Source organism: Sphingobium sp. FW306-1B-F04DB (assembly GCF_058781925.1).
The window spans coordinates 36626-59801 of sequence record NZ_JBYSXE010000013.1 but is presented as its reverse complement, the minus strand read 5'-3'; the positions used below and the strand labels follow the sequence as shown (position 1 = coordinate 59801).

19 protein-coding genes and 1 tRNA gene are annotated in these 23176 nt (G+C 65.5%); 2 read left to right on the top strand and 18 right to left on the bottom strand.

Features of this window, described 5'->3' with window-relative positions; all coding sequences use genetic code 11:
- Nucleotides 1-16: 16 nt before the first annotated feature.
- From AC3WJD_RS08670 to AC3WJD_RS08635, 8 genes are all read right to left on the bottom strand, one after another.
- Complete coding sequence (locus AC3WJD_RS08670) at nt 17-403, bottom strand: hypothetical protein (RefSeq protein WP_492746203.1); 387 nt, start codon at nt 401-403, stop codon at nt 17-19.
- A 3-nt stretch (nt 404-406) separates the two neighbouring features.
- Nucleotides 407-2359, bottom strand: a complete 1953-nt coding sequence (gene ftsH / locus AC3WJD_RS08665) for an ATP-dependent zinc metalloprotease FtsH (RefSeq protein ID WP_492746202.1) — start codon at nt 2357-2359, stop codon at nt 407-409.
- Nucleotides 2360-2449: 90 nt separating this feature from the next.
- Entirely contained in the window at nt 2450-3388 is a 939-nt protein-coding gene (tilS, locus tag AC3WJD_RS08660; protein WP_492746201.1) for a tRNA lysidine(34) synthetase TilS, read from the bottom strand.
- 50 nt (nt 3389-3438) lie between these two features.
- Complete coding sequence (locus AC3WJD_RS08655) at nt 3439-4350, bottom strand: tetratricopeptide repeat protein (protein ID WP_492746200.1); 912 nt, start codon at nt 4348-4350, stop codon at nt 3439-3441.
- An 87-nt stretch (nt 4351-4437) separates the two neighbouring features.
- Nucleotides 4438-5361, bottom strand: a complete 924-nt coding sequence (locus AC3WJD_RS08650) for a helix-turn-helix domain-containing protein (protein ID WP_492746199.1) — start codon at nt 5359-5361, stop codon at nt 4438-4440.
- Between the two features lie 105 nt (nt 5362-5466).
- Nucleotides 5467-7680: a phosphoenolpyruvate--protein phosphotransferase gene (ptsP, locus tag AC3WJD_RS08645; RefSeq protein WP_492746198.1), complete on the bottom strand. Its 2214-nt coding sequence runs from the start codon at nt 7678-7680 to the stop codon at nt 5467-5469.
- A 191-nt stretch (nt 7681-7871) separates the two neighbouring features.
- Nucleotides 7872-8891, bottom strand: a complete 1020-nt coding sequence (locus tag AC3WJD_RS08640; RefSeq protein WP_492746197.1) for an NAD(P)H-dependent flavin oxidoreductase — start codon at nt 8889-8891, stop codon at nt 7872-7874.
- Nucleotides 8888-10150 carry an aspartate kinase gene (locus AC3WJD_RS08635; protein ID WP_492746196.1) on the bottom strand — a complete coding sequence of 421 codons (1263 nt, stop codon included), beginning with the start codon at nt 10148-10150 and terminating at the stop codon, nt 8888-8890. The genes AC3WJD_RS08640 and AC3WJD_RS08635 overlap by 4 nt, the downstream gene beginning before the upstream one ends.
- Nucleotides 10151-10217: 67 nt before the next feature.
- Here AC3WJD_RS08635 and ubiG point away from each other — a divergent pair, with 67 nt between their 5' ends.
- On the top strand, nt 10218-10946 hold the full coding sequence (ubiG, locus tag AC3WJD_RS08630) for a bifunctional 2-polyprenyl-6-hydroxyphenol methylase/3-demethylubiquinol 3-O-methyltransferase UbiG (protein WP_492746195.1): 729 nt from the start codon (nt 10218-10220) through the stop codon (nt 10944-10946).
- 63 nt (nt 10947-11009) lie between these two features.
- Here the strand turns inward: ubiG and AC3WJD_RS08625 are convergent, their stop codons facing one another.
- The 10 genes from AC3WJD_RS08625 to AC3WJD_RS08580 form a co-directional block, all read right to left on the bottom strand.
- Nucleotides 11010-11420 (bottom strand): hypothetical protein, encoded by a 411-nt coding sequence (locus AC3WJD_RS08625; protein ID WP_492746194.1) that lies wholly within the window; start codon nt 11418-11420, stop codon nt 11010-11012.
- A 121-nt stretch (nt 11421-11541) separates the two neighbouring features.
- Nucleotides 11542-12525, bottom strand: a complete 984-nt coding sequence (locus AC3WJD_RS08620; RefSeq protein ID WP_492746193.1) for a bifunctional helix-turn-helix transcriptional regulator/GNAT family N-acetyltransferase — start codon at nt 12523-12525, stop codon at nt 11542-11544.
- A gap of 85 nt (nt 12526-12610) precedes the next feature.
- A complete protein-coding gene (locus AC3WJD_RS08615) occupies nt 12611-13069 on the bottom strand; it encodes a RidA family protein (RefSeq protein WP_492746192.1) in 459 nt (152 codons plus the stop codon).
- Between the two features lie 45 nt (nt 13070-13114).
- Complete coding sequence (locus AC3WJD_RS08610; protein ID WP_492746191.1) at nt 13115-13786, bottom strand: glutathione S-transferase family protein; 672 nt, start codon at nt 13784-13786, stop codon at nt 13115-13117.
- A gap of 76 nt (nt 13787-13862) precedes the next feature.
- Nucleotides 13863-14306 (bottom strand): hypothetical protein, encoded by a 444-nt coding sequence (locus tag AC3WJD_RS08605; protein WP_492746190.1) that lies wholly within the window; start codon nt 14304-14306, stop codon nt 13863-13865.
- An 89-nt stretch (nt 14307-14395) separates the two neighbouring features.
- On the bottom strand, nt 14396-18871 hold the full coding sequence (gene gltB / locus AC3WJD_RS08600) for a glutamate synthase large subunit (RefSeq protein WP_492746231.1): 4476 nt from the start codon (nt 18869-18871) through the stop codon (nt 14396-14398).
- A gap of 31 nt (nt 18872-18902) precedes the next feature.
- On the bottom strand, nt 18903-19490 hold the full coding sequence (locus AC3WJD_RS08595; RefSeq protein ID WP_492746189.1) for a DUF2059 domain-containing protein: 588 nt from the start codon (nt 19488-19490) through the stop codon (nt 18903-18905).
- Nucleotides 19487-20941 carry an NAD(P)-dependent oxidoreductase gene (locus AC3WJD_RS08590; RefSeq protein WP_492746188.1) on the bottom strand — a complete coding sequence of 485 codons (1455 nt, stop codon included), beginning with the start codon at nt 20939-20941 and terminating at the stop codon, nt 19487-19489. Before AC3WJD_RS08590 ends, AC3WJD_RS08595 begins: the two co-directional genes overlap by 4 nt.
- Nucleotides 20942-21100: 159 nt before the next feature.
- Nucleotides 21101-21907 carry an undecaprenyl-diphosphate phosphatase gene (locus AC3WJD_RS08585; RefSeq protein ID WP_492746187.1) on the bottom strand — a complete coding sequence of 269 codons (807 nt, stop codon included), beginning with the start codon at nt 21905-21907 and terminating at the stop codon, nt 21101-21103.
- A 98-nt stretch (nt 21908-22005) separates the two neighbouring features.
- Nucleotides 22006-22944 (bottom strand): complex I NDUFA9 subunit family protein, encoded by a 939-nt coding sequence (locus AC3WJD_RS08580; protein ID WP_492746186.1) that lies wholly within the window; start codon nt 22942-22944, stop codon nt 22006-22008.
- A gap of 101 nt (nt 22945-23045) precedes the next feature.
- Here AC3WJD_RS08580 and AC3WJD_RS08575 point away from each other — a divergent pair.
- Nucleotides 23046-23132 (top strand) — tRNA-Leu (locus tag AC3WJD_RS08575).
- Nucleotides 23133-23176: the final 44 nt, after the last annotated feature.

The following is a 23176-nucleotide window of genomic DNA, read 5'->3' as shown; positions in this document are numbered from 1 at the left end:
CTTCGCGCTTGCACCATCACGGGAACGGGCAGGGATAGCGCTTCTTCATCATGGCGTAATAGACCGACTTGACGGTCGTCGTCGCGCGCAGCTCCACCGGGACCTGGTTGAGTTCGGCCATCAGATTGGACGACGTCAGCCCCGAACGATCGGGTGGGCAGCTGTGCGGCGACTGGCCGGCGGCACGCTGGCGTGCGAGATCGGCACGATATGAGCGCGTGACCGCCGCCACCTCGGCCTTGATCGCCGCAAATTCGGGAGAGGTCGAGGCAGCGTCGCCGAGCCTCCTCACCGCTTGGGCGCGCGCCAGGAAATCGGCGACGCTGCGGTCAGCCGAAACCGGTACAGGTGCCGCCGGCGCCGCCTGCAGAAGCAGCAGCGCCAGCAATCCCCCCAGGTGCACGCGTCAGGCGCCCTGCGGCGCCGGACCGCCAAAGCCGCCGCTGGGCCGCCGCGTCTTGGGGATGGATGAGCCGCCCGTACCCAGCGAAGCGGGCTTGTGGGCGTTGCCGTCGTTGCGGCCGATATCGTCACCCGCGATCGCGCGCTTGGATTCCTCGCCCGACAGCGTCTCGTACTCGAGCAGCGCCTCGGCAAGACGATGGAGCTCGTGGAGATTGTCGGTGAGCACCTGACGCGCAACGGACTCGCCTTCCTCGACAAGGCGGCGGACCTCCTCGTCGATCAGGCGCGCGGTCTGCTCCGACATGTGCTGGCTGCGCGACACCGAATGGCCGAGGAACACCTCGTCCTGATTGTCGCGATAGCGCAGCCAGCCGAGCTTCTCGCTCATGCCATATTCCATGACCATCGCGCGCGCCATGTCGGTCGCCTGCTGGATGTCGTTGGAAGCGCCGGTGTTGAGCGAATCCTCGCCGTAGATGAGCTGCTCGGCGATGCGGCCACCGAAGCAAAGCGCGAGCTTGGCCTTCATCTGCTTCATCGACATCGAATAGCGGTCGCGATCGGGCAGGTTCCAGGTTACGCCCAGCGCGCGGCCGCGCGGGATGATCGTGACCTTATGGAGCGGATCGCAGCCCGGCACATGGAGCGAGACAAGCGCATGGCCCGCCTCGTGATAGGCGGTAGCCTTCTTTTCGTCCTCGGTCATGACCATCGACTTGCGCTCGGCGCCCATCATGACCTTGTCCTTGGCCTCCTCGAACTCGGACATGGCGACGAGGCGCTTGCCCTTGCGCGCCGCGAGCAGCGCGGCCTCGTTGACGAGATTGGCGAGGTCGGCGCCCGAGAAGCCGGGCGTCCCGCGCGCGATCGTGCGCGCGCTGACGTCGGGCGCCAGCGGCACCTTCTTCATGTGGACTTCGAGGATCTTCACGCGGCCGTCGATATCGGGGCGCGGCACGACGACCTGGCGGTCGAAGCGGCCCGGACGCAGCAGCGCGGGATCGAGCACATCGGGGCGGTTGGTTGCCGCGATGATGATGATGCCTTCATTGGCCTCGAAGCCGTCCATCTCGACGAGGAGCTGGTTGAGCGTCTGCTCGCGCTCGTCATTGCCATTGCCGAGGCCCGCACCCCGGTGACGGCCGACGGCGTCGATCTCATCGATGAAGACGATGCACGGCGCGTTCTTCTTGGCCTGTTCGAACATGTCCCTGACCCGGGACGCGCCGACGCCGACGAACATCTCGACGAAGTCCGAACCCGAAATGGTGAAGAAGGGCACGCCCGCCTCACCCGCGATCGCGCGGGCGAGCAGCGTCTTGCCGGTACCCGGCGAACCCACGAGCAGCGCGCCCTTGGGGATCTTGCCGCCGAGGCGCGCGAACTTGGTCGGATCCTTGAGGAAGTCGACGATTTCCTGCAGCTCCTCGCGCGCCTCGTCGATGCCCGCGACATCGTCAAAGGTCACGCGGCCTTCCTTCTGCGTGAGCATGCGCGCGCGCGACTTGCCGAAGCCCATCGCGCCCGAACCCGCATTTTTCTGCATCTGCCGCATGATGAAGAAGGCGATGCCGATGATCAGGATGAAGGGCAGCGACTGATAGAGGATGACGAGCCAGATCGAGGGCTGTTCCTCGGGCTTGGCCGCGAAGTTGACGCCCTTTTCCTTCAGACGCTCGATCAGCATGGGATCATTGGGCGCGTAGGTGCGGAACGCCTTGTCGTTCGAGAGCGTGCCCGAGACGACGTCGCCCGCGATCTCGACCTTCTTGACGGTGCCTTCATCGACGCGCTGGAGGAATTCCGAATAGGAGATGCCGTCCGCCGCCGCGGCGCGCGTGCGACCGTCGAACATTGCCACGAACAGCGCGAGTCCGACCAGAATGCCTACCCAGATCAGGAGGCTCTTCATCCAGGGGTTGGATTCGGGCTGCTTGTTGTCGTCGTCGTTCATCAGGGTGTCCGGATAGATTCGTACCCGACTAAAATAGGGCGCGAATGCTTAAAGACAATGCAACCCCGTGCATTTCTGCGGGTGGCGGGTTCAAATGCCCGCGCGACGCGGCGGAGCGCGATGAATCCGCCAGATTGCGCCGCCCTGCACAAGCAGGTTGCCAAGGCTGACCTGACGCGAATGTGCCATTTCGGCCAGCGCGCGGTCAAGTTCGGGGCCCGACGGCGCGACATCGCGCTCAAGCCGCGCGAGGGCGATCCGTAGCAAGCGGCGGACGAACTCGGCGGGCAAATCGCGCGGATCGAGCGTGAGCGCGTCGCCGGTCTCGACGATGCGTTCGGCGGCGAGCCGTTCCGTCATCCAGCCGAGCGCGGATTCGGCATCGGCGAGATTGGCGGCGCTCTTTGCGAGCGCTTGCGCGTCAATCCACGGAGCATCGGCGAGGTGGCGGCGGAAGCGCGCACGATCGAAGCGCAGATCCTCATTGGAGGGATCGCGCAGCGCGGTCAGTCCCGCCGCATCGACGATCGCCTGGAGCTCGACGCGGCGCCAGCCGAGCAGCGGACGCACGATCGCGCCGTTGATCGCGCGGATTCCCGCGAGCCCGCCGACCCCCGCCCCGCGGTTCAGGCGCATCAGCAGCGTTTCGGCCTGATCATCGGCATGGTGCGCGGTCATGATCCAGGTCGCACCCCTGTCGATCCGCCACGCCTCGAGCAGCGCATAGCGCGCACGCCTTGCCTCGGCCTGCAGCGAACCCGTGATCGGTATTTCGGGCGTCAGCGTGGTGTGCGCGATTCCGCGCGTCGCACAGAGATCGGCCACCCAGCGTGCCTCGGCGGCGGATTCGGGTCGCAAGCCATGATCGACCGTCGCCGCGCGGACGCGGCCAGGCCAGGCGGCCTCAGCGAGCAGCAGCAGCGCAAGGCTGTCGGGCCCGCCCGAGACCGCGACGCCGACACGCGCATCCGCACTGAGCGCGGGAATGCCTTTGAGGAAGCGCTCAAGGGTTTCGGGCGAGACGGCCATTCGCCTCCCTTACCGTCATTCCCGCGAAAGCGCGAACGGCCTCATTGCGGCTACGCCTTGCACTTCGCCTCGGCCTTGCTCCTGGCGACCTGCGCCTTAAGGCCGGCCGACGCGGTCGCGCCAAAGACCTGATCGAATTCCTCGAAAACCTTGCATGCGTCGGCGGTCTTTTTGAGACGCGTCAGCGAGACGCCCAGATAATAGAGGCTGTCGGGCGCGCGCTCGCCTTTCGGTAGCTTCTGGTAATTGTCGTAAAAGGCGGTTGCGGCGAGCGCGGGCTTGCCCTCGTCGAGATAGGCGCGACCAAGCAGGTTCTGTGCATAGCTGACCCGCTTGTGCTTGGGATATTTCGCGATGAACGCCTTCAGCTGCGCCTGCGCCTGCGGATAGAATTTCGCTTCCCACAGCCGATAGCCGTAGAGATAGGCGTCTTCACCCGCCTCGCCCGTCGACGGCTTGCCGATCGCATCGAGCGCGGCCGCGCGCTCGGTGGTCAGCGCGGGCGCGGTGGGTGTGGCGACAGGCGGCTTGACCGTCCCCGTCGATGTTGTGCCGCCGTCGGGCGTGGCGGGTGCCGCGCCGCCCTCGAGCGCCTGCAGCCGTGCGTCGACCTCGCCCTTGTACTTGACCATCGCGTCTTCGAGCTGGCGGACCTTGAACGCATTCTGCTCGGACTGTTCGGTCAGCGATCGCAACTCGGTCTCGAGCGCGTTCACGCGCGCGGTGAGGTCGGCGATCGGGGTCGAGGCGGGCTCGCCCGCGGGATCGACGGCCTGCGTCTGCGGCGCGATTTCGGGTTCGAAGTAGCCGGTCGCGCCGCCGGGAAAGACCTTGCGCTGGACCGCCTTCATCTCCTTTTCGAGCTTGTCGACGCGCGGTGCCAGATTGCCAGCATTCTGTGCCGCAAGCGGCTGCGCGGCGATACCGCCAAGAAGGATCGCCAGAAACAGCGTTCTACGCATGATATTCGTCCCGCTCATTGGGTGATGTGTTCAGGCGCCTTATAGGGACAGCGCGGCCCCCGCCTCAAGGCCGGAGCAGCGCCGAGGTCACGGCCGAGCCGTGCCCGGAGGCAGCTGGGCGTTCGATGCCGAGGGCGCGTTGGGCGCGGGGGCAACAGGGGCTGCCCCCGGCGCCGTGCCCGACGTGCCGGCCGGAGCCGCAGCCGGAGTTCGCGCGGCAAGCGCCGCCGCGCTGACCCCGACATCGGCGATCGTCTTTTCGGGCGGACCGAGCGGCGCGACCTCGCGACCGCCCACGGTGACGCGCAGCGCGTCGGGGCGGCCCGTCAGGATCTGCGGATTGGTCGCGTCTTCGGGCACCAGGTAGGTCTCGCCCACTTTCATTGTCTTTTCGAACAGCCGCTTGCCGCCGGGCTCGTAGATGCGCAGCCAGACGTCCTGCGTCGCGGTGAGCACGACGGGGCCTGTTGTGGCAGCGGCGGGCGCCGCAGGCGCGGGCGCAGTGGCATTGGCGGGGCCAGCATTTTCCTCCGGCAGCGGCTCGAGCGCTTCGGTGCCAGCCGCGATCGCGTCGGGATCGCGCCCGCCAAAATCGTCGAGCAAACCGCCGCGGAAGATCACGAATCCTCCGACGAGCAGCAACGCGAGCACCACCGCGGTCCAGGCGAGCGCACGCGTCGGCACGCGCGCGGGATCCGCAGGTTCGAAATATTCGGGCTCGTGTGTGACGCCGCGATACTCCTCGAGCTCATGACGAACATCGCGCGCAAAGGCGACCTCGTCCAGCCCGAGCGCGCGCGCATAAGCCTTTGTAAAGCCGGAGCAATAAGTGATGGCGGGAAGGTCGTTATAACGCCCCTCCTCGATCGCCTCGAGATGGCGCTGCGGAATCCGCGTGCGCGTCGCGATGTCGGCGAGATCAAGATTGGCGGCCTTGCGCGCCTCGGCAAGCCGCTCCCCAACCCTTTTGGGGGATGCGTATGTCCCCTCGGCTTCGCTTTGATCCGTCATCCCACCTTAGCTTGTCAGATTTTCGACCCAGGACACACATGTCACATTTGCGTGTGCGCAATGTCAATGCGTAGCGCGGGGTTTTGTCATGCTTTTTTCGGGCGTTCAGGCGACCTCTACACCGTTCTGCGCCGCCCATTGCGCAAGCGCTGTGCGCATGTTGGGCGGGGGCGTGTCGAGCCAGCCCGAAAGCACCGCCTGCAGCGCGCCACGATCGAGCGAGCGCAGCATCGCCTTGACCGGGCCGATCGCCGCCGGCGTGATCGACAGCCGTTCGATGCCGAGCCCGATCAGCGCCATCGCCTCCAGCGCCCGCCCGCCCATTTCGCCGCACACCGCGACGGGCACGCCCGCCGCTTTTGTCGGCGTAACGACGCGGCGCAGGAAGCGCAGGATCGCGGGGCTAAGCCAGTCATAACGCTCGGCGAGCTTCGGATGCGCGCGATCGGCGGCGAACAGGAACTGGGTCAGGTCGTTGGTGCCGATCGAGAGGAAATCGATCTTGGGGAGCAATATGTCCAGGCTCTCGGCGAGCGCGGGCACCTCGAGCATCGCGCCGTAGCGAATTGCACTCGGCAGCATCCGGCCGCGCGAAGCGACCCAGTCCCGCTGCGTCTCGAACAACGCCTTGGCTTCCTCGAACTCCCAAGGCTCGGAGACCATCGGGAACATGACGTGAAGCGTACGTCCCGCCGCGGCCTCGAGCAGCGCGCGCGCCTGCGCCTTCATCAGCCCGTTGCGGTCGAGCGCGACGCGCAGCGCGCGCCACCCCATTGCCGGGTTCTCCTCGGCCTCGCCGTCATGGCGCATATAGGGCAGCGCCTTGTCTCCGCCGATATCGACGGTGCGGAAGATGACGGGACGGTCGCCCGCGGCCTCGAGCACGTCGCGGTAGAGCCGTTGCTGACGCTCGCGCTGCGGCAGCGTCGCCGAGACGAGGAACTGGAATTCGGTGCGGAACAGCCCGATGCCCTCGGCGCCTGTAGTGTCGAGCGCGGCGACGTCGTCACGCAAGCCCGCATTGACCATCAGCGCGATATGCGCGCCGTCCTTCGTGAGCGAAGGCTCGTTGCGCAGTGCGGCGAACGCGGCGCGGCGTTTCTGGCTGACATCGAGCTTGGCCTCGAAAGCCTCCTCCATCGAGGGTGAGGGGCGGACGAAAACCGCACTCTGGCTCGCATCGAGCAGGACAAGATCGCCTTCACCGATCGTGCGGCGGACATTGGTGACGCGGCCGAGCACGGGGACCCCCATCGCGCGCGCGACGATGATGACGTGGGCGGTCAACGACCCTTCCTCAAGGATCACGCCCTTCAGACGGCGGCGATCATATTCGAGCAGTTCGGCGGGGCCAAGGTTGCGCGCGATCAGGATTGTGTCTTGCCTGAGTCCCAGCTGTGCCGCCGAGCCCAGCTGGCCCGAGACAATCCTGAGCAGCCGGTTGGACAGGTCCTCCAGATCGTGCATCCGGTCCGCAAGCAGCGGATCGTCGATCTGGCGCATCCGCATGCGGGTGCGCTGCTGGACGCGCTCGATCGCCGCCTCGGCGGTCAGGCCGCTGTCGATCGCCTCGTTGATCCGGCGCGACCAGCCCTCGTCATAGGCGAACATCTTGTACATCTCGAGCACCTCCTGGTGCTCGCCGCCGCCGAACTCGGCCTGGCTCGCCATGCGGTCGATCTGCTCGCGCATCTTGTCGAAGGCCGAATAGACCCTGTGCCGTTCCGCCTCGACATCCTCGGCGACGGTGTGTTCGATCGTGATGCGTGGCTGGTGATAGACCGCAAAGCCCCGCGCCATGCCGTCAACGAGCTTCAGGCCCGTGAGGCGGACGGGATCGGTGTTGTGGACGCGCCCCGCGGCTGCCGCCCTCTCGTCGATCAGCCCGGCATTGGCGATGAGCTCGGACAGCACCATCGCCACGGTCTGCAGCGCCTCGATCACGAGTTCGTCATATTTGCGCGGCTCGGCATGCTGGATCGAGAGCACGCCCACGGCCTCCTCGCGGCGCACGATCGGTACGCCCGCAAAGCTGTGGAAGAGCTCCTCGCCGGTCTCGGGCTTGTAGGCGAAATCGGGATGGCTGGCGGCCTCGTCGAGATTGAGCATCTCGACATTCTCGGCGATCGTTCCGACCAGGCCTTCCCCGAACGCCAGCTTGGTGACGTGGACCGCCTCCTGCTTCAGCCCGCGCGTCGCGAACAGTTCGAGCACGCCGTCGCGCAGCAGGTAGATCGAACAGACCTCGGAATCTAGCGCCTCGCCGAGGATGTTGACGACCTGGTTGAGCTTGGCCTGAGCCCCCGTTCGCGCCGCCATCACATCATGAAGGCGGGTGAGGATTTCGCGCGCAGAAGCGACAGCGGATGTGGTCGGTGCGGATGAGGCCATCGACAAGAAGCGCTATCAGAAAGTGGTCCCGCTTTCCAATATGCTTGCATGATTCCGCGACGCTTTTTCGACCCCGGCTGCAAACCGGCGCCCCGGCAGGATCCGGGGCTGGCCGGAGTTCAGTGCGTGCGCGTCTCCAGAGCCTCGGCAGCCTCGGCCATCAGTGTCGCGATGATGTCGGCCACGGGCTCCTCGGCCTTGACCATACCCACCGACTGCCCCGCCATCACCGAACCCGTTTCGACATCGCCGTCGATCACCGCGCGACGCAGCGCGCCCGCCCAGTAATGTTCGATCTCGAGCTGGGCGGCATTCATGTCGACCTTGCCGTCGTCGAGCATCTGCGCGACCTGGCGCTGCTTGGCGGCAAAGGCCTCCATCTCGGCATTGCGGAGCGCGCGCACCGGGATCACAGGCAGGCGCGGGTCGATCTGGACGCTGGCGATCGCGTCGCGCGCCGAGGCGCGAATGAACGCCTTTTTGAAATTGGGATGCGCGATGCATTCGGTGGCGCAGACGAAACGCGTGCCGAGCTGGACGCCCGCCGCACCCATTTCGAGATAACCCGCGATCAGCTGGCCCTTGCCGATGCCGCCCGCGACGAAGACGGGAAGCTGCTCGGCGATCTCGGGGAGCATTTCCTGCGCGAGAACCGAGGTCGAGACGGGGCCGATATGGCCGCCCGCCTCCATGCCCTCGATCACCAGCGCGTCCACGCCCGAACGGATCAGCTTCTTCGCCAGCGCGAGCGCGGGCGCGAAGCAGATCACCTTGGCGCCGCTCGCCTTGATTGCGTCGAGCGCCCCCCCCGGCGGCAAGCCGCCCGCGAGCACGACGTGGCTGACATTGTGCTTCGCGCACACCTCGATCAGCTCGAACAGCTGCGGGTGCATGGTGATGAGGTTGACGCCGAAGGGCCCGGTCGTGCGCTTCTTGGTCTCGGCAATCTCGGTGTCGAGCAGTTCGGGGCTCATCGCGCCGCACGCGATCACGCCGAAGCCGCCAGCATCGGAGATCGCGGAGACGAGGTGGCGCTCCGAGATCCAGCTCATCGCGCCGCCGAGGATTGCGATTTCGCAACCAAGGAATTCGGCGCCACGCGCCATGCGGCGGGCGAGGCGTTCCTGACCGATGCTCATGCTTCAAGCGGCTCCGGGCCGTCGAGACCGTAGGCGGTGTGCAGCACGCGCACCGCGAGCTCGGCATAATCCTCCTCGATCAGCACCGAAACCTTGATTTCCGAAGTCGCGATCGCCTGGATGTTGATGCCGCGGTCCGCCAGCGCCTTGAACATCGTCGAGGCCACGCCTGCATGGCTGCGCATGCCGACGCCGACGATCGAGACCTTGCAGATCTTGGTGTCGTGCTTGAGCTCGCCATAGCCGATCACGCCTTTGGCCTTTTCAAGCGCGTCGATCGCGCGCGCCAGCTCGGCGCCGGGCACGGTGAAGGTGACGTCGGTCGATCCCGCGTCATGCGCGACGTTCTGGACGATCACGTCGACGTTGATGTTGGCTTCCGCGAGCGGACCGAAAATCGCGGCGACTGCGCCGGGCCGGTCGGGTACGTCGGTCAGCGTGATCTTGGCCTCGTTCTTGTCGAGCGCGATGCCGGTGATGCGTTGGCGTTCCATTTCGTTTTCCTCAATCTCGTCATCGCCGACGATCATCGTCCCCGGCAGTTCGTCGTCGGTCGGATCCTCGAAGGAGGAGAGCACCTGGACGCGCACCTTCTCCTTCATAGCGAGCCCGACAGAGCGCGTCTGGAGCACCTTGGCGCCGACGCTCGCAAGCTCGAGCATTTCCTCGTAGGTGACCTTCTTCAGCTTGCGCGCGCGCGGCACGATGCGCGGATCGGTGGTATAGACGCCGTCGACATCGGTGTAGATGTCGCACCGATCAGCCCTGACCGCAGCTGCCACCGCGACCGCCGAGGTATCCGATCCGCCACGTCCCAGTGTCGTGACGCGGCCGTCCTCAGCCATGCCCTGGAAACCCGGAATGACCGCGACCTGCCCGCCCTGCATCGCGGCGATGAGCGCGTCAGTGTCGATCGTCTCGATGCGAGCCGAGGCATGTGCCTCATTGGTGCGGATGGGAAGCTGCCAGCCGAGCCAGCTGCGCGCGCGGACGCCCAACGCCTGGAGCGTGATCGCGAGCAGTCCGCTCGTCACCTGCTCGCCCGCTGCGACCACGACGTCATATTCGCGCGTGTCATAGAGCGAACTCGCCTCACGGCAGAAATTGACCAGCCGGTCGGTCTCGCCCGCCATCGCCGAGACGACGACCGCGACTTCATTGCCCGCATCGACCTCGTGCTTTACGCGCTGCGCGACGTTGCGAATCCTTTCGATGCCCGCCATCGAGGTTCCGCCGAATTTCATTACAATACGGGCCATTGAGACTTCCCGAAAATTCCCTGAAATGCCCTTTGGTCAAAAGGCGCGGCCCTGATAGGGTCGCGCCATGTCAAACGCAACTACGATCGATCCGAAAGAGGCCGCGCATTTCGGCCGAATGGCGGCGGAATGGTGGGATCCGAAGGGCTCCTCCGCGATGCTCCACCGGATGAATCCCGTCCGGCTTCACTATCTCCGCGACATGGCCGACTGGCACTGGCAGCTCGACGAGCATGAACGGCGGCCGCTCGCCGGCAAGACCGCGCTCGACATGGGCTGCGGCGCGGGGCTGCTCTGCGAGCCGCTGGCGCGGCTGGGCGCGACTGTGATCGGGATAGACGCGGCAGCGGAGAATGTCGCGGTCGCGCGCCACCATGCCGCGCAGTCAGGGCTGGCGGTTGCCTATGAGCAAGGCGGCATCGAGACGCTGGGCGGGCGGCGCTTCGACCTCATCACCTCGCTTGAGGTGCTCGAGCATGTGACTGATGCAGAGGCGTTCGTGGAAGGGCTTGCGGGCTCGCTGGCGCCGGGCGGGCTAATGATCCTTTCCACACCCAACCGCACGAGCCTGTCGCACCTCGCGCTGATCACGATTGCCGAAGGCACCGGCCGGATCCCGCGCGGCACGCACGACTGGGACAAGTTCCTGACCCCCGAGGAACTGACCGCGCTCGTCGAGGCGGCAGGGCTCAAGGTGATCGACGTCACGGGCATGAGCTTCTCGCCCGCGCACGGCTTCAAGCTCTCCGAGAACAAGGCGCTCGACTATTTCGTGACGGCGGTACACGCCGACTGAACGCCCGCGCCATTCCCGCGCGGGCGCGCATGGCGCGGACGGGGAGCCCCGAACGGCCAGTCGCTACTGGCCGACGACCTTGAGCCATTCGTCCGCGGTGACGGGGCCGACTGCGAGCGTATCGCTGTGCTCGGCGATATATTCGCGCAGCTTGAGGCCCATTGCCGGGCCCGCGGGCTGGCCGGCGCGCTTGGCTGCCTCGTCGATCGCCTTGTCCTGCGCCTCGGTCGTCTTGGGCTGGATCCAGACGAAATCCCAGCTCGCGCCGTTCTGATGGACATAGAGCTGCGAGGCGGCGACGCCCGCGGCCTTGGCATAGCCGTCCTGCTGCGCAAACCATTGGAGCAGCGCGCGCTGCTGACCGGGCGCGGCGCGGTAGATCGAGACGATGCTCTCGCGCTGCGCCTGTTGCGCGGGGGCCGGTGAGGCCAGCATCACGCATGCCGCGGCAAGCGGCACAATCAATCCTCGCATGACAGTTTTCTCCTGTTGGAATGCCACGCGCGCGCAACAACATCATCCTGTTCAGCAACGAAGCGAACTGTAGGGGCAGCGCGATCGCCCGCCTTGCGATTTCTCAAGCGTTGGCCGGGGCTCAGTGCCGTGCCAAAACCCTCGTCTGGTCGGGGCGGTAGCGCATCGCCACGTCGCAGCGTACGTAGCGCGCGCCGAAGTCGCGCATAATCTCCGCGTCGTGAACAAAGCCGAGTTTTTCGTAGAGATGGATCGCGGCCGCGCATTTGGCGTTGGTAAGCAAGTAGAGATTGTCCGCGCCCAGCTCGCGGGCGCGCTCTATGACGGCCTCAAGCAAAAATTCGCCTGCCTTGAGCCCACGCGCAGTCTCGCGGACCCCCATCTTGGTCAGCTCGAATTGTCCGTCTCCGGTCTTGCGAAGTGCGCAGGTGCCGATGATGCCGAGCCCCTCGGCCTCGACGAAAAGAATGTCGCCGCCCGGACCGATGATGCGTTCGCGCGGCTGTTCGAGCACCTCGCGATCCGCATCTTCCATGGCAAACATCGTCTCGATCCACTCGGCGTTGATGTCGTGGAACGCTTGCGCAAGCGAGTCCGAATAGCTGCGGAGGATGAGCCTCCGGTTCGCAGCGTCGGCGGCGCGCCGGTCGAGCGGTGTATGCGCGAGCCCCGCCTCTATCGCGGCGAGCTGATCGAGCAGCGGGCCTGACAGGCCGGCGCAGAGCTGTGCGACGGCAGCATCGATGCGCGGCCAGATATCGCGCTTCGAGCGGGCCATCGCCTCCTCGCCAGCCGCGGTGAGCCCGACCGTCTTGTGGCGCAGGTCGCGGTGCGTGACGCGGGTTTCCAGCAGCCCCATTTCGATCAGCCGCGCGATGCTGCGGGTGACGCCGGGCTGGCTGACGCCCACAGCCTCGACCAGTTCGTTCACGGTCAGCGGGCCGTGGCGGTCGATCGCGGCGAGCAACGGATATTGCGCGGGCTGGACCGGCAGGCCCGCCCTTTCGACAAAGCGTCCGACATCGGCCTGCATCCGATCGCCGATCCGCTTGAGCCTGCTTCCCAGCATGAGAAAGCCAAGCTGGCGCACGATATCCTCAGGCATTTTTGTCTCCAGCCGCACCTTGCATATCTATGTATATAACATGGTATACAATGGTGCAAGCGTCACTGTGCCGATCTTGCCGCGACTAATTCCGGTCGGGCAATCTGGCCCAGCATTCGAGCTCGACCTGCGCACCGAGCGCCAGGCCATTGGCGCCGAAGGCGCTGCGCGCGGGCAGGCGATCGGGCTTGAAATAGGTGATATAGATCGCGTTGAAATCGCCCCAGCGGCGCATGTCGGCGAGCATCACGGTGCATTTGAAAACCGCGTCGAAGCCCAGCTCGTGCTTGCGCAACTTGGCGCCGATATTTTCCATCATCTGCTTCGTCTCGGCGGCAAGCCCGCCCGCCGCGAGCGCACCACTTTCGGTCGTCCCGATCTCGCCCGAGAGGTAGAGGATGTCGCCGACGCGCACCGCCTCGGAGAAGGGGCGCGCCTGCGGACCTTCGACGGGATAATATTCGACTGGCTGGGCGTGCGCGCCGGCGCCAAGCGCCAAGGTGGCTGCCAGGATCGCGACCGATCGGCTTGCTGCACTTCGCATCGTCGTCTGCCCTCCGCTGTCCGCAGGCAGACTAGCCGTGCGGCGTCAGAAATCCACCTTGTCGTAATGCTCGGGGGGCTTGATCACCTCCATCCGCTCCGAAAGCAGCGGGCGGAAGCTTGGGCGCGACTTGAGCCCTGCATACCAGCGCTTGACGAGCTCATGCCCCCTGAAGTCGATCCCGCCCAGATAGTCCGCAACCGAGATATGCGCGGCGGCGGCAAGGTCGGCGAGGCTGAGCGTCGCGCCGGCGAGCCAGGTGCGGTGATCGAGGAGATAGTCGATATAGTCGAAATGGCTGTGCGCATTCTTCATCGCCTCGCGCAGGATGCGCGCATCGGGCGCCGCGCGGTCGACCAGCCGCTTCTTCATCCGTTCGTGCATGAGCGGGGCGACGACATCGCCATAGAATTGATGATCGAACCACGAGACGAGCCGGCGCACCTCGGCGCGGTGCGCGGCGGTGCCGCCGATGAGCTGCGCCTTGTCGGTGGTCTCCTCGAAATATTCGCAGATCGCGGAGGAATCGATGAGGATCAGGCTGCGGTCGGCCTCGGTCATCACCGGGGTCTGCCCCGCGGGGTTCATGTCGATGAACTCGTCGCGGCGCTCCCACGGGGATTCGCGCACGAGCTCATAGCCGACGCCCTTCTCACCGAGAAGAAGACGGACCTTGCGCGAAAAGGGGCAGAGCGGAAACTGGAAGAGATGCCACATGGGCCCGCAGCTTTAGCGCACGCGGCGAGTCCGTCCAGCCTTTGATGCGGCGTGAGCCACGGGTGGCGGCTTTTTCTCAGTCGTCCCAATCATCTTCGTAATCAGGCAACGAGACGCGGCCCCCGATATCGGTCATGCGGACCGCCATGTCGGCCAGCACGCGGCGGAGCTCGGGCATCATCACCGCCATCTGCGTCGCCATACTGCCCACAGCGCCCGTCATCGCGCGCGTCCGGTGCGCCATCCGCTCCTCGAAATAAGGATCGTCGCGTTCGGCGCGATCGCGCAGCGTCTCGTCGCGCGGGGTACGCGAGTTGGGATCGATCGCGCGCTCTATCTCGCCGACACGCATGTCAAGCACCGCGCCCATCACCCCCGACATCGCGCCGTTGACACGGTCCTGCATCGCGGGATCGTTCATCTTGCGCGCAATCTCCGCTTCGGGCGCACGCTCATGATCCTGAGCATGGACAGGCGCGGTGAAGGCCAGCGCAACAAGGCCGAGCACGAAATAACGCATCGCAATCCTCCAGACGCGCGAAGACGCGCGGGAACAGCCTGGACACATAGTCAGTATTAAATGAGTCCAGGCTGAACGGGTTCCATGCGCTATTCCGCCGCAAGCTCCGCGGGCGCATCGCTGAGCGGATAGTCGAGCCGCGACAGCATTTCCCTCGGGCAGACCTGCCAGAACTGGTGCCGCCGGCGATCCCAGTCGTCGAGGATCGCGTTGGACCATTTGCTGTCGGTCGCGACCGCATGCTCGGCGATGAGCGACTTGAGCTTGGCTTCCCAATAGGCCGAATCGAGCCGCTGCCAGACGATGCTGTCGGGATTGGCCCGGCGCTCGAAATAGCCGTCCTCGTCGAGGATGAAGGCCATACCGCCCGTCATGCCCGCACCGAAATTGGTGCCGACCTTGCCGAGAATCACCGCGGTGCCGCCGGTCATGTACTCGCAGCCATTGGCGCCGCAGCCTTCGACGACGACTTCGGCGCCCGAATTGCGGACCGCGAAGCGCTCGCCCGCCTGACCCGCCGCGAACAGCTTGCCCGAGGTCGCGCCGTAGAGGACGGTGTTGCCGATGATCGTGTTGGCATGGCTGTCGAGTGGTGAGCTGACCGTCGGGCGCACCGTGATGATCCCGCCCGAAAGCCCCTTGCCGACATAATCATTGGCGTCGCCGAACACCTCGAGCGTGATGCCCTTGCAGAGGAACGCGCCCAAGGATTGGCCCGCCGAACCGCGCAGCCGGACATGGACATGCCCGTCATTAAGCGCGGACATGCCGTAGAGGCGCGTAATCTCGGACGAGAAGCGCGTGCCAACCGCGCGGTGCGTGTTGCGAACATTATAGGTGAGCTGCATCTTCTCGCGTCGCTCGAACACCGCCTTGGCATCTGCGATCATCTGCGCGTCGAGGCTGTCGGGTACCTCGTTGCGGAAGCCGCCGATATTGAAGCGGCGCTTGTCGTCGTCGGCATCGACCTTGGCGAGGACGGGATTGAGATCGAGATCGTCGAGATGTTCGGCGCCACGGCTGACTTGGCGCAGCAGCTCGGTACGGCCGATGATTTCGTCCAGCGATCGGAAACCCAGTCGCGCAAGAATCTCACGTACTTCTTCCGCGATGAAGGTCATCAGGTTGATGACCTTTTCGGGGGTGCCGACGAACTTCTGCCTGAGCTTCTCATCCTGGGTGCAGACGCCGACGGGGCAGGTGTTCGAATGGCACTGGCGCACCATGATGCAGCCCATCGCCACCAGCGACAGCGTGCCGATACCGAATTCCTCGGCGCCGAGGATCGCGGCGATGACGATGTCGCGCCCGGTTTTGAGCCCGCCATCGGTGCGCAGCTTGACCCGGTGGCGCAGGCCGTTGAGCGTCAGCACCTGATTGACTTCGCTGAGGCCCATTTCCCACGGCGTGCCCGCATACTTGACCGAAGTCTGGGGCGAAGCGCCGGTGCCGCCGACATGGCCCGCGACGAGGATGACGTCAGCGTGCGCCTTGGCGACGCCCGCCGCCACGGTGCCGATCCCCGCCGAGGAGACGAGCTTGACGCAGACGCGCGCGCGCGGGTTGATCATCTTCAGGTCGTAGATCAGCTGTGCCAGATCCTCGATCGAATAGATGTCGTGATGCGGCGGGGGCGAGATCAGCGAGACCCCCGGGGTCGCATGGCGGAGCTTGGCGATGAACTCGGTGACCTTGAAGCCGGGAAGCTGGCCGCCCTCGCCGGGCTTGGCGCCTTGGGCGACCTTGATCTCGATCTCCTCGCACGCGCCGAGATATTCGGCGGTGACGCCGAAACGGCCCGAGGCGATCTGCTTGATCACCGAATTGGCGTTGTCGCCATTCTCATAGGGCCTGTAGCGCGCCGAATCCTCGCCGCCCTCGCCCGATACCGCCTTGGCGCCGATGCGGTTCATTGCGATGGCGAGCGTTTCGTGCGCTTCTGGCGAAAGCGCGCCTAGCGACATGCCAGGCGTGACGAAGCGCTTGCGGATCTCGGTGATCGCCTCGACGCTGTCGATCGCCACGGGCTCGTTGGTGAAGTTGAACTCGAGCAGGTCGCGCAGATAGACCGGCGGCAGGTCGCGCACGCCGCGGGCGAACTGCAGATAGGTCGAATAGCTGTCGGTCGCGACCGAGGTCTGGAGCAGGTGCATCAGCTGCGCCGAAAAGGCGTGCGTCTCGCCGCCATGGCGCTGGCGGTAGAAGCCGCCGATAGGCAGCGTGACCACCGCCTTGTCGTACGCCGCCCCGTGCCGCATCATCGCGTTCAAGTGGAGCGACGAATAGCCCTCGCCCGAGATCTTGGCGGGCATGCCGGGGAAGAAGTCGTTGACCAGCGCGCGCGACAGGCCGACCGCCTCGAAATTATAGCCACCGCGATAGCTGGAAATCACCGCGATCCCCATCTTGGACATGATCTTCAAAAGCCCGTCATTGACGGCCTTGCGGTGACGCTTGAGGCATTCGTCGAGGCTGTACGCGCCGAACAGGCCACGCGCCTGGCGATCGACAATCGCGGCCTCGGCAAGATAGGCGTTCACCGTGGTCGCGCCGACCCCGATCAGCACCGCGTAATAATGCGTGTCGAGGCATTCGGCGGTGCGGATGTTGACCGAGGCATAGGAGCGCAGCCCCTTGCGAACGAGATGCGTGTGGACCGCCGCGACGGCGAGCACGCCCGCGATCGCGACGCGATCGGGCCCGACATTCTCGTCGGTCAGGAACAGTTCGGAACGTCCCTCCCGCACCGCCTGCTCGGCCTCGGCGCGAATGCGCGTGATCGCGGCGCGCAGGCTTTCCTGCCCGCCCCCCGTCTCGAAGGTGCAGTCGATCTCGGCGGCCTGCGCGCCGAAATGCGCCTTCAACCGGTGCCATTCGGCGCAGGTGAGGACGGGGCTGTCGAGCACGAGCACGCCGTCATTCTGCGCCTCACGATCGAGGATGTTGGCGAGGTTGCCGAAGCGCGTCTTGAGGCTCATCACCTGCGTTTCGCGTAAGCTGTCGATCGGCGGGTTGGTGACCTGCGAGAAGTTCTGGCGGAAGAACTGGCTGATCAGCCGCGGCTTGTCCGAGATGACCGCAAGCGGCGTGTCGTCGCCCATCGAGCCGATCGCCTCCTTGGCGTCCTCGACCATGGGCGCAAGGATCAGTTCCATGTCCTCGAGCGTCTGGCCCGCCGCGACCTGGCGGCGCGTCAGCTCGGCGCGGTCCCACACGGGCATCGCATCGCCGGGCGCGTCGACCAGATCGTCCATCGACAGGAAGCGGCCCGCCATCTCGGCATAGGGAAGCTCGGTCGAGATCCGGTCCTTGATCGCGCGATCGTCGAATAGCGTGCCTTGGTGGAGGTCGACCGCGATCATCTGGCCCGGGCCGAGCCGCCCCTTCTGGACGACCGAGCTTTCGGGGACGACGACCATGCCGGCTTCGGACCCGACGATCAGTAGATTGTCGATCGTGCGCGTGAAGCGCAGCGGGCGCAGCGCGTTGCGGTCCATGCCCGCGACCACCCAGCGGCCGTCGGTCATCGCCAACGCTGCGGGGCCGTCCCACGGCTCCATCACCGAGGCGAGATACTGGTACATCGAACGATGCGTATCGGGCATTTCGGGGTCGTGCTGCCACGCTTCGGGCACGAGCATCAGCTTCGCGGTCGGCGCATCGCGGCCCGAGCGGCAGATCGCCTCGAACACCGCGTCGAGCGCGGCGGTATCCGACGCGCCTGCCGGGATCACCGGCTTGATGTCTTCCGAATGCTCGCCGAACGCGATCGAGGCCATCTTGATCTCATGGCTCTTCATCCAGTTCTTGTTGCCGCGGATCGTGTTGATCTCGCCATTATGCGCAAGGCAGCGGAAGGGCTGTGCCAGCCACCATTGCGGGAAGGTATTGGTCGAATAACGCTGGTGGAAGATCGCGACGCGGCTCTCGAAGCGCTCGTCGACGAGGTCGGGATAGAAGACCGACAGCGATTCCGCGAGGAACAGCCCTTTGTAGATGATCGACTGGCACGACAGCGAGCAGATGTAGAAGCCCGAAATCTGCGCCTCGATCACCTTCTTCTCGATGCGGCGGCGCACGAGATAGAGGTTCTTCTCGAACTCGGCGGCGTCGACGTCCTCGGGCAGCGGGCCCGCAATCATGATCTGCTCGATCTCGGGGCGCGTTTCCTGCGCCTTGCGGCCGATCACCGAGACGTCGACGGGAACCTGGCGCCAGCCATAGATGGTGTAGCCCGCGTCGATGATCTCGCTTTCGACGATCGTGCGGCAGGTCTCCTGCGCCGAAAGATCGGTGCGCGGCAGGAAGATCATGCCGACCGCGAGGCGATTGGCAAGCGGCTTGTGGCCCCCGTCGACGATCGCATCGTCGAAGAAGCGCGCAGGGATGTCGACGTGCAGTCCCGCGCCATCGCCGGTCTTGCCATCGGCATCGACCGCACCGCGGTGCCAGACGGCCTTCAGCGCATCGATCGCAGACGCGACAACGCGGCGCGAGGGCTTGCCGTCGGTCGCCGCGACAAGGCCGACACCACAGGCATCGCTCTCGAATTCGGGCCGGTACATGCCCTCGCGGGCGAGGCGGTCGCGTTCGGTTTCACTGGTCACCGGACTTTTCCTTGTTTGTGAGCGCTTCGAGTTCGGCGCCAAGCGCTTCCAGATGCTTGGGCACACTGTTCATGCTGTCGGTGATCGACTTTTCCTGCCACGCCGACACATCGGGATCAGACATGATTGATGCCGACTGCGCGATATAGAGCTGACCTGTCGGTGTCGCGAAAAAGGCGTGCATCTCTGCCATCTGCGCGATCGTGAAACGACGGGCGTAGGCGCGTTCCATCGCGACAATCATTCCCGGAAAACTTGCTTTGAGCTGATCGAGCGAATCTTGCTGGACGCGCTCGAACATACGCTCGAAGGCGGGCTTTGCCTTGGGATCTTTCAGCATTTGCTCAAGCATCGAGGAATTGCGCACGCCCGCGAGGGTGCTCTTCATCGTCGCAAGCGCTATCTGCTCGATCATGACCTGCCGTTGTGATGGCGGCAGCATGACATCAATGAGCTTCTTGGCCGCCTCGAGACGATCGGAGGGCGGCGCTTCTGCGGCGAGGGGTGGCTGCGACTGTGCAATAGCCGGCGCGGTAGCCAGCAGCAGCGCGGCGGAGTAAAGAGCGCGCCGCATCATGCCGCCTCCAGCGCCTTGGCGGGTGCGACCTTCGCCTTGGCCTTCAAATAGCTGTGCATGTGATCGGCGACATCGCGGCCGTCGCGGATCGCCCAGACGACGAGGCTCGCGCCGCGCACGATGTCGCCGGCGGCGAAGACGCCGTCGAGGTTGGACATCATGCTCTTGTGGTCGACGCGCAGCGTGCCCCAGCGCGTGACGCCGAGTTCCTCTGCACCGAACAGGCGCGGCAGATCCTCGGGATCGAAGCCGAGCGCCTTGATGACCAGATCGGCGTCGAGCCGGAACTCGCTGCCCGGATCGGGCTCGGGCGCGCGGCGGCCCGAGGCGTCGGGCTGGCCGAGACGCATTCTCGTCGCGCGCACGCCCGCCACGGCCTCGGTGCCGTCGAACGCCTCCGGCGCGGAGAGCCAGACGAATTCGACGCCCTCTTCTTCGGCATTCTTCACCTCGTTCTGCGAGCCCGGCATGTTGGCGCGGTCGCGGCGATAGAGGCATTTCACCGACTTCGCGCCCTGGCGGATCGCGGTTCGGACGCAGTCCATCGCGGTATCGCCCCCACCGATAACGACGACATTCTTGCCCGCCGCATTCAGGGCGCCGCTTTCGAATTCGGGAACCGCGTCACCGAAGCTCTTGCGGTTGGAGGCGATCAGATAGTCGAGAGATTCGACGACACCCTGAGCGCCCACGCCCGGCGCCTTGATCGCGCGCGGCTTGTAGACGCCCGTCGCAATCAGCAACGCGTCGTGCTTCGCACGGAGCTGCTCGATCGTCGCGTCGCGACCGACCTCGAAACCACGGTGAAAGACGATCCCGCCCTCCTCGAGCCGCCCGATGCGGCGTTTCACCACATGCTTTTCGAGCTTGAAGCCGGGAATGCCATAGACGAGCAGCCCGCCCATCCGGTCGTGGCGGTCATAGACATGCACCTCGTGCCCCGCGGCGCGCAGATATTCGGCGGCGGTGAGCCCCGCGGGTCCGGCGCCGATCACGCCCACCGACTGACCGGTCGCGCGGCCCGCAACGAGCGGCTCGACCCAGCCTTCTTCCCAGGCGGTGTCGGTGATGAATTTCTCGACCGAGCCGATCGTGACCGCGCCATGGCCCGAGAACTCGATCACGCAATTGCCCTCGCACAGCCGGTCCTGCGGACAGATGCGGCCGCAGATCTCGGGCATGGTCGAGGTCGCATTGGACAGCTCGAACGCCTCGCGCAGTCGCCCCTCGGCGGTCAGGCGCAGCCAGTCGGGAATATGGTTGTGCAGGGGGCAATGGACCGAGCAATAGGGCACGCCGCATTGCGAGCAGCGCGAGGCCTGTTCCTCGGCCTTCGCGATCTCGTAGCGCCTTGCGATCTCCTCGAAATCCTCGGCGCGCAACTCCGCCGCGCGCTTTTCGGGATAGGCCTGTCCCGTTCCCACGAATTTGAGCATCGCCTGTTCGGCCATCGGTCCCTCCGTTGTCGCAGGGTCGCGATAACCGAAAGAACCGCGGAGTCACGCGGATTTGTCAATTTAGGTAAGTAGAGCTTACCCTGTTTTGCCCGATTCAAGCCTTTACGATGCTAAATTATGGAAGCCCGTTAGAATATTACGGCCGATTCGGACTTATCTCATCAACAGCCAGACAAAAGCGATGCTTCCCAGCGCGATTCGATACCATGCAAAGGGCGCAAAGCCGTAGCGCGAGACAACCGCGACGAACGCCTTGACGATGGCGAGCGCGACTAGGAAGGCGCAGCTGAAGCCGATCGCGATTGCGCCGAGATCATCGGTGCTGAGCAGCGCGCGATCCTTCCACAGCGCATAGACGGTGGCGGCGAGCATCGTCGGGACCGCGAGGAAGAAGCTGAATTCGGCGGCGGTCTTGCGTTCGACTCCCATCAGCAGGGACCCCATGATCGTCGCGCCCGAGCGGCTGACGCCGGGCACCATCGCGAGGCACTGGACCATGCCGATACGGATCGCGGTCCAGGTCGGCATCGCTTCGACACTGTCGAAGCGGACATGCTTGACCATGCGCTCGATCGCCAGGATGGCGATGCCGCCGAGCACGAGCATCACCGCGACGATCATCGGCGTCTGGATCGCCGCGCGGATCGCGTCATAGGCGATGACGCCCACGACCATCGCGGGCAGGAAGCCGAGCAGGATGTTGCGCGTGAAGGCGACCGCGCCCTTGTCTAAGGTGAGCAGCCCCTTGCCGATATTCCAGAAGCGCCCCCAATAGGCGACGAGCACCGCGAGGATCGCGCCGAACTGGATCGCGATCTTGAACGCGATCGAGGCTTCGCCCTCGAAGCCGAGCAGCGCGCTGGCGAGGATGAGGTGCCCCGTCGAGGAGACGGGGAGGAACTCGGTCAAGCCCTCGATGATGCCGAGCAGGATATAGGTCAGGACTTCGGAGGAGGTCATGTACGCGATCTTCCGATCCGTTCGTCCCGAGCGAAGTCGAGGGACGAGAGCGTTGTGATACGTGTCTCGACTTCGCTCGACACAAACGGATCAGGAAATCAGGCCCCGCCCTTGACCCCGGCAAAGCGGCCGTGGCGCCGATACTGGACCAGCCATCCGGGTGCGGCCGCGGCGAGCGGCGTGGCGCTGATGCCGAACGCCGCAAGTCCCTGCGCATCGGATGCGACGACATTGTCCTTCTGCAGCATCAGCCACTGGTCCCAGGTGATCGGCGCGCCCGGCAGCCACCCGGCGAGCCGCGCTATCGCACCGGCCGCCGCGTCGGGAACGTCGGCAACAAGCGGATGGCGCCCGATCTCGCGCGCGATCCAGTCGTTGAGCTCGCCCATGCTGAGCACCTGCGGCCCGCCCAGCTCAAAGGTCTTGCCCGCATAGTGGCGCGGGTCGAGCAGCGCTCTGGTGGCGGCCTGGGCGACATCGCCGACATAGACGGGCTGGAACTTCGCCTTGCTCCGAATCACCGGCAGCACGGGCAGCGCGCGGATGAGGCCCGCGAAGCGGTTGATGAAATTGTCCTCGCGTCCGAAGATGATCGAGGGGCGCAGGATCGTTGCGGCGGGGAACGCCTTGCGCACCGCCTCCTCGCCCTGCCCCTTGGTCCGCGCATAGGCCGATTCGGCGTTGCGGTCCGCGCCGATCGCCGAGACATGGACGAGCGTGTCGACGCCCGCGGCCGCCGCGGCCTCGGCGACGTTGCGCGCCCCCTCGGCATGGATTTTGTCGAACTTGCCCGAGAGGATGCCGACGAGGTTGATCACCGCATCGGCGCCCTGCACCGCGCGCGCGACGCTGTCCTTGCGCGCGACATCGGCGGCGACGAACTGGGTCTGTCCCAGATTGCCGAGCGGCTTCAGGAACCAGGCGCGCTTCGGATCGCGCTCGGCAAAACGCACGCGTGCGCCGCTCGCCAACAGCTCCTGCGCGATATAGCGGCCCAGAAATCCGCTGCCGCCGAACATCACAACCAGCCGGTTCATCACTCACGTCCCTCAGGATTATTTTGCTGTCGCGGCTTTGCCCCCTAAACCCCGTGTTGACAAGCGCCGATAACCCCGTCTATCCGCGCCGCCTACCCCGTGCCCAGGTGGCGGAATTGGTAGACGCACCAGCTTCAGGTGCTGGCGCTCGCAAGGGCGTGGAGGTTCGAGTCCTCTCCTGGGCACCATTGCTTCTCAAGGCATTCGAAAATTGCAGTGAGGCCGCCCGAAG